The sequence below is a fragment of the Paenibacillus sp. Z6-24 genome, from assembly GCF_054161335.1.
The window spans coordinates 888,973-901,796 of the sequence record NZ_CP096398.1; the positions used below are offsets into that span (position 1 = coordinate 888,973).

Annotated in this window: 7 protein-coding genes; all 7 read left to right on the forward strand. The window is 51.3% G+C overall.

The features are described 5' to 3' along the window. Window positions 1–165: 165 nt before the first annotated feature. The 7 genes from M1D61_RS03940 (at window position 166) to M1D61_RS03970 (ending at window position 12,319) form a co-directional block, all read left to right on the forward strand. Window positions 166–1,956 (forward strand): cache domain-containing sensor histidine kinase, encoded by a 1,791-nt coding sequence (locus M1D61_RS03940; RefSeq protein WP_458121253.1) that lies wholly within the window; start codon window positions 166–168, stop codon window positions 1,954–1,956. A 95-nt stretch (window positions 1,957–2,051) separates the two neighbouring features. Further along, window positions 2,052–3,584, forward strand: coding sequence for a response regulator transcription factor (locus M1D61_RS03945; RefSeq protein ID WP_458121254.1), 1,533 nt, complete (start codon window positions 2,052–2,054; stop codon window positions 3,582–3,584). A 308-nt stretch (window positions 3,585–3,892) separates the two neighbouring features. After that, window positions 3,893–4,873 (forward strand): ABC transporter permease, encoded by a 981-nt coding sequence (locus M1D61_RS03950; protein WP_458121255.1) that lies wholly within the window; start codon window positions 3,893–3,895, stop codon window positions 4,871–4,873. A 70-nt stretch (window positions 4,874–4,943) separates the two neighbouring features. Then, window positions 4,944–5,846 (forward strand): carbohydrate ABC transporter permease, encoded by a 903-nt coding sequence (locus M1D61_RS03955; RefSeq protein WP_046216140.1) that lies wholly within the window; start codon window positions 4,944–4,946, stop codon window positions 5,844–5,846. 196 nt (window positions 5,847–6,042) lie between these two features. Then, entirely contained in the window at window positions 6,043–7,740 is a 1,698-nt protein-coding gene (locus tag M1D61_RS03960) for an ABC transporter substrate-binding protein (RefSeq protein WP_458121256.1), read from the forward strand. Window positions 7,741–7,968: 228 nt separating this feature from the next. Continuing rightward, window positions 7,969–9,660 (forward strand): ABC transporter substrate-binding protein, encoded by a 1,692-nt coding sequence (locus M1D61_RS03965; RefSeq protein ID WP_458121257.1) that lies wholly within the window; start codon window positions 7,969–7,971, stop codon window positions 9,658–9,660. Between the two features lie 187 nt (window positions 9,661–9,847). Next, on the forward strand, window positions 9,848–12,319 hold the full coding sequence (locus tag M1D61_RS03970; protein WP_458121258.1) for a glycoside hydrolase family 95 protein: 2,472 nt from the start codon (window positions 9,848–9,850) through the stop codon (window positions 12,317–12,319). Window positions 12,320–12,824 lie beyond the last annotated feature (505 nt).

Here is a 12,824-nt window from a genome sequence, read left to right on the forward strand (position 1 = left end):
TCTGGTTGTGATATGATACATTATATTTCCGGAAAATTGTAAGCGTTTTAATATAGATACTGCATAATAATCCAGATCACGAATGCGGAAATGAGCAGTTCGGATTTGGGAGCCGGAAGTCAGCGGGTTACTACCAATCATGATCAAGCGGAGCGATGAGGAGATATGAAGAAAGCGAGAGGATCCATGCTGCAGCTGCTCATTGAGCGTATCAATGATATCAAAATTAAAAACAAACTCATTTTTGCGTATATTTTTGTCGTGGTGCTGCCGGTACTCTGCATTGGCGGATTTGTCGTCGATTATTTGCGGCAGGAAGCGCTCAACAATGCGATTGAACAGACGACTAACAATGTGGAGCGTATCAAAAACCAGATGACCACCATGCTGCGCATCCCCATTAACATCTCCAATGAACTGTTGTTTGACACCCGGCTCAGTCAGGTCGTCAATACACGCTATGAAAAGGTGTATGATCTGGTAGCAGCCTATCAGAACTATCAAGAATTCGATGAATACCTGCGCTTGTACTCCGAAATATCAGCCATACGCTTCTATACAAGCAACGAGACCATTCAGAACAACCTGGAATTTATGAAAATCAATTCGGATACCCGCAGCAGCGAATGGTATCAAAAAGCGATCAACAGCCGCAAAATCAACTGGTTCTACCGCAGTGACGACCAGATCAGTCCCATCAAAAAACTCAGTCTCGTGCGTGATATCAAATTTACCGATTACACGACAAGTGGGGTGCTCGTCATTGAGCTGAGTCAGTCCTATCTGAATTCACTGATCAGTGCCGAGCCGTTTGAGACGATGATTCTGGATGCGGACGGCAATATTGTGGCAGCCAAGGATATATCGCTGATCGGCAAGCGGTTGGATGATCCCATTATTGATATCGATATCGACCCTGCCGGCAAAGGCACCTATGAACGTGAAGTGAACGGCCAGCAGTCCAATATTGTCGTCGATGAACTGGTACCCGAGAGCAGCGCCAATGGACTTAAAATTGTCTCGGTCTTCTCCAATAATACGATCGTCCGGGATTCCAATATGATCATTCTGATCGGAACCGGTGTGCTCGTGCTGATCCTGCTGAGCGGGCTGCTGTTCCTGCGGCTGATCTCACTGCTGATTACCCAGCGTCTGTCGGGACTCAGCCGTCAGATGAACAAGGTGGGAACCGGGGATCTGACCGTCACCTCGCGCATCTCCGGGATGGATGAGATTGGTCAGCTGTCGCGTAAATTCAACGATATGGTCGCCAGCATCCGCCAGCTGATGGATCAGGTATACGAGACCAATGAACGCAATACACGGCTGGAGATCAGCCAGCGGGAGATTAATTTTAAAATGCTGGCGAGCCAGATCAATCCGCACTTTCTATTCAATGCACTGGAATCGATCCGGATGAAAGCCTATATGAACGGAGAAAAGGAAATTGCCTATATCGTCCGGCTGCTCGGCAAGCTGATCCGCAACAATCTGGAGATCGGCAGCAAACAGACGACCATTGAGGGCGAAATGGAGTTGATCCGTTCCTATCTGGAAATCCAGAAATTCCGGTTCGGGGAACGACTGAATTATGAGCTGCTTCTGGACCCTCAGACATGCCGCACACCGATTCCGCCGCTGATCATCCAGCCGCTCGTCGAGAATGCGATCATCCACGGCATGGAAAGCAAGGAAGGCGGCGGGCTGATCATTATTCGTACGCTGCAGATTGACCATGAAGTGATGGTGGATGTTATCGATAACGGAACAGGCATGACCGAGAGCAGACTCGAGCAGGTGCGCCGTTCCCTGTACAGTGAAGAAGAAGGTGAACGGATCGGTCTGCGCAATGTGCATCAGCGGCTCACCCTTTCCTACGGCAGCGCGTACGGACTTCATATCTCCAGTACGCCGCATGTGGGCACACAGATTTCCTTTAAAATTCCGGCCGGATAATGACAGCAGCCCGGTTATGCCGGATACATGCAAAAGCAGCATCCTATCATCGATCAGGCAGATGCTATACCATTCTTGGCAGAGGGAGGTTCATTATGTTTAAAGTAATGATTGTCGATGACGAACCGGCAATACGTGAAGGATTGAAAACCATTGTGGACTGGGATGCAATCGGATTTGAGGTGGCAGAGACGGCGGCCAATGGCCGGGAAGCACTGCAGAAATATGAGCGTATCCGTCCCGATCTGATGATTATGGATATCCGTATGCCCGGTATGAGTGGACTGGAAGTGATCGAGCAGCTGCGTCAGGACAAGCTGCGCCAGGCTCATGTGCTGATTCTGAGCGGATATGCGGATTTTGAATATGCCCGCCGGGCGCTCGGTTATGGGGTGGATGGATACCTGCTCAAGCCGGTGGATGAGCAGGAGATGGAGGAAGAGCTGCGCCGGGTGTATCGTACGCTGGAACAGGAGCGCCGGGTCAATGTGCGCCGGTCGGAGCCTGTACCTGTGCATGAGATGGTAGAGCAGATGCTGCTGAGCAGCTCCGGCAAAGAGCAACACAAAGCCGAGACCGAGCTGCAGCTGGACTGGGATCGGTATCAGGTCATTTTGCTGGAACTGCGTGAAGGGCCCGGCAAACCGTCCGAAGGATTGGCAAGGCAATTCCGCCGGCTGTCCGATTGGTGGACGGATGATCCCCAAAATATCGTCTTTCGTGCCGGCAGCTATCTGGGCATACTGACCGGACGCGAAGCGGACAGGGATAGTCTGCTGCAGCTGCGCCAGCGGCTGTTGGCGCAGGAACCGGAAGGCTATCAGGTGTATCTGGCTGCCGGTGAGGCGGTCGAGGACAAGAGTCTCATTCATGACAGTTATGAGCAGGCCGAGTCGCTGATGACCCGGCGTTTCTGGGCGGGAGAATCGGGTATTCTGCAGATAGAGCCTGCACCGGTGGAGCCTAAAGGTGAAGTAACCGTGCCGCTGGCCGGCGAGTGGGCGGATCGGCTCTATTATGCCGTCGATATCCGCAGCCTGAACGCAGTGGAGCGAGTCATGCAGGAGCTGATCACCGCCTGCCGGAGTACGAGCCTGTCTGAGCGGGATACGAAGAGTCTGTGCTCGCATGTATTATCGCTGGCACTCAGCCGCCTTCCAGGCAGCATCGCCGGCTCCGGTCCGGCAGTGCAGAAGTGTCTGTCGCTTATTCCGGAACTGTATGCCATGTCGACGGCCGGGCAGATCATCCGGCTGGTGCTGCAGCAGATCGGTGAACTGCTGGAATCGATGGATGGCGGAAGTCATGAATCGGTGATGAAGCAGATGACCGATTTTATCCGGCGCCACTACAGTGACAATCTCAAGCTGGAGATGCTGGCGGAGATATTCAACTACAACAGCGCCTATCTCGGCAAAATGTTCAAGACATATACCGGGGAATCGTTCAATCATTTCCTCGATCAGGTTCGGCTGGACAATGCCAAGGAGATGCTGGCCCAGGGCATGAAGGTACACAAGGTCGCGGCCCAGGTGGGGTATGCGAATGTGGATTATTTTCACAGCAAATTCAAAAAGTATACCGGTATCTCGCCTTCCGCTTATCGGGAGCAGATGGGGCAGGGTTGAAGCAGGAGCATAGGGCTCCTGCTTTTTTTATAGCACAGGGTATAGGTAGCTCTTAATCTATGCGGTCAAAGCAGTGGAGAAGAAGATCGGAAAGGTGCAGCTCAGGGAGGGAAAACCTCAAATTTTAGTGATAAAGGCCACGGAATTACCGATGACTAATTTTTATATGAATTTATGTGCAATTTGTAAGGTATTAACAGTAAGCGCTTTCTTTTATAATCGGTATGTATCCCACACAGACGCGGTATCAAGTAATAAGGTCAGTATCCGCGCAGGATCAGGACCGATTATAGGAAGGCGGATGAGTTATGGAGTCAACAACCAAACAGGCTTCTTCCCGGAAAAGGGATCGGGCTGCCAGTCTGAATTCCCGTAAAACGGGAGGCTTCTGGAAGTTATTTAAACAGCAGCGTTATTTGTACCTCATGTCGGTGCCTTTTGTAATCTGGGCGTTCATATTCAGCTATGTACCACTCTGGGGATGGCTGATGGCCTTTCAGGAATACAAGCCTAACCGATCCTTTTTTGATCAGAAATGGGTAGGGTTCGATCAGTTTATTACCCTGTTCCAGGACCAGCAGTTTTACCTGGCTCTGCGTAATACACTGGCCATGAGTTTTCTCGGTCTGATTTTCGGATTTATCTTTCCGGTCGTTTTTGCCATCCTGCTCAATGAAGTCAGAGGCATGGTGTTCAAAAGAACTGTACAGACTGTCTCCTATCTGCCTCACTTTGTCTCATGGGTCGTTGTCGCAGGTATCGTAACCAAGGCGCTTTCCACAGACGGCGGGGTGGTCAACGAACTGCTCATGTCGCTTCATATTATAAACCAGCCGATTCAGTTTATGGCTCAGGGCCAGTGGTTCTGGGGAATTGTAACCGCTTCCGATGTGTGGAAGGAAATGGGCTGGAGCACCATTATTTATCTGGCAGCCATCACAGGTATTGACCAGGAACAGTACGAGGCTTCCCGTGTAGATGGAGCCGGACGCTTCCGTCAGATGTGGCATATCACACTGCCGGGTATGCGTACCACGATCATCGTACTGTTAATTATGTCTATCGGTCATCTGGTGAGTATCGGTTTTGAGAAGCAGTTCCTGCTCGGTAATAACCTCGTAACGGATTATTCACAGGTACTTGATCTGTACGCACTGAAATACGGTCTGGAAATGAACCGCTATTCCTACGGTACAGCGATCAGTATATTCAACTCGGTCATCAGTATTATCCTGCTGTTCACAGCGAACGGAATCTTCAAGAGAACGACCAAAGAAAGTATCATGTAACGCTGGAATGGTATGGAATACGTTACCCTATGCTGGAGCCAACTGTATAATCTGAAGGAGGAGAATGGCAATGGCTGCAAATAAAGCTTTTAACGCCACTCGCGGCGATAAAATATTTGATGTATGTAATACGATTATCATGTGTCTCGTACTGATCGTCACCCTGTACCCTTTCCTGAACGTGCTCGCGATATCCCTGAACGAGTCTTCCGATACCGTAAGAGGCGGCATTCACCTGATTCCACGGGCATTCACACTGGAAAATTATTCGGTCATCTTCCAGTACCAGGGGCTGCTGCAGGGTGCGCAGATCTCGGTACTGCGGACAATTGTCGGTACGATTCTCGGTCTGATCAGCGCCTCGATGCTGGCGTTTACCCTCAGCCGGGTGGACTTTCAGGCACGTAAATTCATCTCCACGTTCCTCGCACTGACGATGTATGTAACGGCCGGTCTGGTACCGACGTTCCTGCTGATTCGTGACCTGGGTATGATCAACTCCTTCTGGGTGTATGTACTGCCAGGTGTGGTAAGTGCATTTAACGTATTTATTATCCGTTCCTTTATCGATGGACTGCCATATGCACTGCAGGAATCGGCCAAACTCGACGGAGCCAATGACTTTACCATTTATCTGAAAGTCATTCTGCCGCTGTGTAAGCCGGTACTCGCCACGATCGCCTTGTTCCTCGCGGTCGGTCAGTGGAATGCCTGGTTCGATACGTATCTGTATAATGCCAGCGCACCGCAGTGGACCACACTGCAGTATGAATTGATGAAAGTTCTGCAGCAGAGCACCCAGCAGAGCGGAGCGGTCAATGCCAACGATATGGCCAGACAGATGGCGAGTATCTCCCCGGAATCGATCCGGATGGCGATCACCATCGTCGTTACCGTGCCGATCCTGGTCGTGTATCCGTTCCTGCAAAAGTACTTTGTGAGCGGTATGACTCTTGGTGCGGTCAAAGCATAATGCGCCCTTTGCACATATGATCCAGGCTACCGGGCGGCATCCCGCCGTCTTAGCATAAATGGTCTGCCACAGCATCTCTGGATATTTCGCTGGTCCAGAATCGGTGGAATATCCAGAGATGGTGGGCAAGCCGGGTTGGCCATGTTATGTCATGTTCATTTCATGCAGTATCCATTTCATAAAGGGGGCTAAATGAATGCCTAGCAAATTATTCCGATATGCACTGGCTCCACTGGTCGTACTGTCGCTCGCTACTGCGACTGCCTGCGGCAGCACAGATCCGACCGAGCAGGAGACATCCGATCCGTCTACACCGATCACGATTTCCTTCTTCGGTTCCGATGCCAATCCGACATGGAACAATATGAAGGATGATGTAGGACAGGCGATCACCAAAGCAACGAATGTAACGATCAATGCCGAGTATGATGTCAGCGGTGGCGGCACACAGAAAATCGCCCTGATGACGGCATCCGGTGAATACCCGGACATGATTTTCCCGAAAGGCTCGATTACCAAGCTGGTCGAAGCCGGAGCACTGATTGACCTGACGGATCTGATCGATAAATACGGTCCAAATATTAAAAAAGTATATGGCGACGATCTGTCCCGTCTGAAATACAGCAAAGAAGATCCTTCCATTTATGTGATTCCAACCAACGCGGGTGTTGGCCAGACAACCTTTGACGCAGGCGGCGGATTTGAAGTGCAAAATGCCGTCATGAAGGAACTGGGCTACCCGGAGATCAAAACCGTTAAAGACTTTGAAAACGTTCTCAAAGAATATAAAGAGAAGCATCCGACCATTAACGGTCAGCCTACCATTCCATTGTCGTTGAATGCCGACGACTGGAAAATTATGATTACGGTTACAAACCCGGCCTTTACTGCAACAGGAGCACCGGATGATGGTGAATTCTATATCGACCCGGAGACGTATGAAGCGCAATTGCACTACAAACGCCCGGAAGAGAAAGAATACTTCCGCTGGCTGAACCATATGTATAATGAAAAGCTGCTGGATCCGGAGACATTTACCCAGAAGAGTGACCAGTATATGTCCAAAATTGCCAGCGGCCGCGTCCTCGGTCTGATCGACCAAGAGTGGAATTACCAGCAGGCCGAGAACTCGCTGAAAACATCCGGTATGGCAGAGCGCACGTACGGTCACTATCCGGTACAGCTGGATGAATCCACCAAAGACCGTTCGTTCCAGGATATCGGCGCACCGGTCGGCTATGGTATCGGTATTACCACATCTGCCAAAGATCCGATCCGTATTGTCAAATTCCTCGACTGGATGGCATCTGACGAAGCCCAGGTGCTGAACAACTGGGGTGTGGAAGGCAAGCAGTATGAAGTCAAAGACGGCAAACGCGTAGTCCCGGCTGCCGTGCAGGAGCGCAAAGTCAATGACAACACCAACTTTACCAAAGAATCCGGCATCGGCATGTACAACTTCTCCGTTCGTTACGGTGATGGTGTCAAAGATCCGGGCGGCAACTACTACACTACCAACTTCCCTGAGCAGATTGTAGCGGGTTACACGCAGCCTGAGAAGGATACGCTCAAAGCCTATGGCGCAACGACCTGGAAAGACCTGTTCCCGCAAAAAGAAGAATTCCCGGTTAAACCATGGGGTGCAGCGTACAACCTGCCGGCTCCTGATGACCCAAGCTACACGGTAAATTTCCAGAAATCACAGGATATCGTCCGCAAACGGATTCCGGAAGCGATCCTCGCCAGTCCGGACAAGTTTGATACCGTCTATGATCAGATGCTCACCGAACTGAACACGGATGAGATGAAAAAGATGGAAGCGGAATATACCCAGATGATCAAGGATACCGTAGAACTATGGGGCGATAAAACGACTACAGCCGCTGCAAAGTAAAATAGCAGGTCATACAGTAAAGCGATATACCGGAGCAGGACGTACAAATGTAATAACGCTGCTCCGGTATATTGAATACAATGGGGACTCCGGTTGCTGGAGTCCCTTTTATATGAAATATACTATATTTTATAACTGTCCGGCAGGAAGGGACAACAGCAGTGGAATACATGAATGCAAGTAATGAATGACCAAAATGAGCATGATAACAAAGGAGAGTAATTTACGATGTCTGGCAAATGGCTTAAACGTACGCTGATCCCACTGACGGTTCTCTCATTGGCAGCAGTGACTGCCTGTGGCGGAAGCAGTGATCCGACCCAAATGGAAACTTCCGACGCATCCCAGCCGATTACCATTTCATTTTTTGGTTCAGATCCGAGTCCTACCTGGAACAATATGAAGGATGATGTAGGACAGGCGATCACCAAAGCAACCAATGTCACGATTAACGCCGAATATGATGTCAGCGGCGGCGGCTCACAGAAAATATCCCTGATGACGGCATCCGGCGAATACCCGGACACGATTTTCCCAAAAGGCTCAATCACCAAGCTGGTGGATGCCGGCGCACTGATTGACCTGACGGACCTGATTGATCAATACGGTCCCAATATTAAAAAAGTATATGGCGACGATCTGTCCCGCTTGCAGTACAGCAAGGAAGATCCGTCGATCTATGTGATTCCGACCAACGCGGGTGTAGGCCAGACTTCCTTTGATGCAGGCGGCGGATTTGAAGTGCAAAATGCCGTCATGAAGGAACTGGGCTACCCGGAAATCAAAACGGTCAAGGACTTTGAAAATGTGCTGAAAGAGTACAAAGAAAAGCATCCTACCATTAACGGTCAGCCTACCATTCCGCTGTCACTAAATGCGGATGACTGGAAGATCATGATTACTGTTACCGATCCATCCGTATCAGCCACCGGCGGAGAAGCAGACGGAGAATTCTACATCAATCCGCAAACCTATGAAGCACAACTGCACTACAAACGCCCGGAAGGCAAGGAATACTTCCGCTGGCTCAACCATATGTATAATGAAGGATTGCTGGATCCCGAGACATTTACCCAGAAAAATGATCAGTATCTGTCCAAAATCGCCAGCGGACGTGTCCTCGGTCTGATTGACCAGGAGTGGGATTACCAGCAGGCCGAGAACTCGCTGAAAACATCCGGCATGGCGGAGCGCACCTACGGCCACTATCCGGTACAGCTGGATGAGAAGACCAAAGACCATGCTTTCCAGGATATCGGTCCTCCGGTAGGTTACGGTATCGGCATTACCACTTCGGCCAAAGATCCGATCCGTATCATCAAATTCCTCGACTGGATGGCATCCGACGAAGCCCAGGTGCTGAACAACTGGGGCGTGGAAGGCAAGCATTATGAAATGAAAGGGGACAAACGCGTTATTCCCCAGGAAATACAGGAGCGTCGTGTGAACGATAATACCAACTTTACCAGAGAATCCGGGATTGGCATGTACAACTTCTCGGTTCGTTATGGCGATGGTGTCAAAGACCCGAGCGGTAACTATTACACCACCAACTTCCCTGAGCAGATCATCGCAGGCTACACACAGCCGGAGAAGGATGCGCTTAAAGCGTATGGTGCAACAACATGGAAAGATCTGTTCCCGGCCAAAGAAGAGTTCCCGGTTAAACCATGGGGAGCAGCGTACAATCTGCCGGCTCCGGATGACCCGAACTATACGGTCAACTTCCAGAAATCCCAGGATATCGTCCGCAAGCGTATCCCGGAAGCAATCCTGTCCAGTCCGCAAGAGTTTGATAAAGTGTATGATCAGATGATCGCCGAACTGAGTACAGATGCGATCAAGCAGATGGAAGCCGAATATTCCCAAATGATCAAAGACACGGTGGAATTATGGAGCCAGCCCGTGGCTGCAAAGTAAACTGCCGCCATTGTACCCATCAGAGGGGCTCCTGTTCAGGGAGTTCCTCTTTTTAATATGTAGGAAATCGTCAGAGCTGAACTGTACAGACAGATGGTCTGCATGGCTGATGAGCAAGCCTGTTGAGCAGTGCTGTATCTCTGAATGTGAATCAAATGAGTATGAAAAGTATGGAAGGAGTGGTGGCATGAAGCAGAGAGGATATTGTTCTCCTTATTCCCTGTGGTATGACCAACCGGCAGCAGTATGGGAAGAAGCACTGCCGATCGGCAATGGCAGGCTTGGCGGGATGGTATTTGGCGGATTCGACAAGGATGTGATCCAGCTGAATGAAGATACATTATGGTCGGGCAGGCCGCAACAGGATATACCGGCTGTCGACCCGGCTGAGCTGGATCATGTGCGGCAGCTGATTTTTGACGGTCAGCTGGATGAGGCACAGGAGATAATCAACACGCGGATGCTCGGCAAGGATGTAGAGGCATATCAGCCGCTGGGTGATCTGGAGATCGAATATGTGCATGAACAGCAGGAGCCGCTCGGTTATTATCGTGAACTGGATATACGCAATGCGATAGCACGTACCTGCTGGACAGAGGATGGACGAACGATGCAGCGGGAAGTGCTGGTCAGTCGTCCGCATCAGATGCTCGCCTACCGGATGAGCAGCAGTGACGGCACACCGTTCAGCGCAGCTGTTCGTCTGCATAGCGTACAGCCTCATCAGCTGGATAGCCGGCAGCAGGAGTTGCAAATGCATGGTTATGTGTATCCGGATATGCAGTGGTATCGTGACCGACAGGAGCCGTACCGGTATGATGCGGAGGAAGAGCATGGTATTCATTTCCGGGTGCATGCACGATTACATACTGCGGGTGGTCATGTGCATCACCGCGATGGACAGCTGCATATCGAGAACACGACCGAGCTGATCGTTCTGCTGGCAACGGTCACGGACTTTGACGGCTATGAGCGTCTGCCAGGAAGCGCAGGACGTCGACTGGATGAGGAATGTACGGCCAGGCTGGATGAAGCAGCAGCGCTGGGGTGGACCACCCTCGTGGAAGCACATCAGCAGGATCATCACCATTTGTTCGACCGGGTAGGATTGGAACTGTACAGCGATGACGCGGAACCTGTAGACGCAGAGCAGAATACAGCAGTCCATTTGCTACAGCTGCCTACGGACCAGCGGTTGGAGCAGTACCGGCAGGGAGGGACCGATACCGGGTTGGAAGCATTGTATTTCCATTATGGACGCTATCTGCTCATCGCCTGCTCGCGTCCGGGAGATCAGGCGGCCAATCTGCAAGGCATCTGGAATCCGCATGTGCAGCCGCCGTGGAACAGCGATTATACGACCAATATCAATGTACAGATGAATTACTGGCCAGCCGAAGTCTGCGGACTCGGTGAATGTCATGGGCCGCTGCTCGATCTGGTAGAGGAGCTGAGTCATACCGGACGAGAGGTTGCCGGCACGCGCTATGGCGCCAGGGGGTGGACGGCTCATCATAATACCGATCTGTGGAGATCCGCCCTGCCGACAGGCGGCGATGCCAGCTGGGCCTTCTGGCCGCTCGGTGGTGTCTGGCTGTGTGCGCATCTGTGGGAGCATTATGCCTTTTCCGAAGATCGGGAGTTCCTGCGTCAGACCGGCTATCCGGTCATGCGTGAAGCGGCCCGGTTTGCACTGGACTGGCTGGTGGAAGACCCGCACGGTTATCTGGTCACTGTACCCTCGACCTCACCTGAAAATAAATTCCGGACCGCTTCCGGTCAACCATGCAGTACATCCGCAGCGTCCACGATGGATATGACGCTGATCCGGGAACTGTTCACTCATTGTATGGAAGCGGCCGCTGTACTGGAAACGGATAAAGAGCTGGTGGTAGAGCTGCAGCAAGCTGTGGACAGACTGTATCCTTTTCATATTGGACAGCATGGACAGCTGCAGGAATGGTATGAGGACTATGAGGAGCATGAACCGGGGCACCGGCATGTGTCCCATCTGTACGGGCTGTATCCGGGACGGGAGATCAACCGCTATGAGACTCCCGAGCTGGTCGAAGCCGCCCGTGTCTCACTGGAGCGGCGCATTACCCACGGAGGCGGTCATACCGGCTGGAGCTGCGCCTGGCTGATCAATCTGTATGCCCGGCTGCTGGATGGAGAGCAAGCTTATCATTTTGTGCATACCCTGCTGGCACGCTCCACCTATCCCAACCTGTTTGACGCGCATCCGCCCTTCCAGATCGACGGCAACTTCGGCGGAACAGCCGGAATGGCAGAGATGCTGCTGCAAAGCCATCTGAACGAAATCCACCTCCTGCCCGCCCTGCCCGAAGCCTGGTCTAGCGGCCAGGTCACCGGCCTGCGCGCCCGAGGCGGCTTCACCATCGATCTGAGCTGGCAGCACGGCAAATTGACCACCGCCACCATCCTGTCCGATCGTGACCATACATGCAGCCTGCTGTCCCCGGTACCATTAATCCTGACAGAGACCATCTCTGCAGCATCCATCGGAGCAGGAAGCGTGCCGGCCAATGAAAAAGCAGCTTCCCCGGTGCTCACTGTTACCAATAGCAACGGGCAACACCGACTAAACCTATCCCTGCAAGCGGGCCAATGCTATATCTTACAGGCCTCCGAGCTGTAACTGCAGTCCACAGCCTGAAGATGCATATCGTATTTCCACTATATGTATATAAATGGCAGACACGTAAACTTGATAAGTCTGTAAGCCTGTAAAATTGCCACCCTACAACTGGGTATCCAGTATGCACAGAACCACCAATGATGACCCAGCAGGGAACGCAAGAAAGGAAATAAGAGCAACGGACGACCTTTAAGCGTTTGGCAATTGAAACGCGGGGTTCAATGAGAAGTGATTTTTGCGCAGCAAAATATCTTACTGCTTTAAGCGTTTGGCAATTGAAACGCGGGGTTCAATGAGAAGTGATTTTTGCGCAGCAAAATATCTTACTGCTTTAAGCGTTTGGCAATTGAAACGCGGGGTTCAATGAGAAGTGACTTTTGCGCAGCAAAATATCTTACTGCTCTGAAGTGGATGCTGCCCCCACCATCCCACCTTGCGCATATTCGTCACTCAAAAATCCTTGAATTTGCGCACCATGAAACATAAGTTACATCCTTTTACAGGG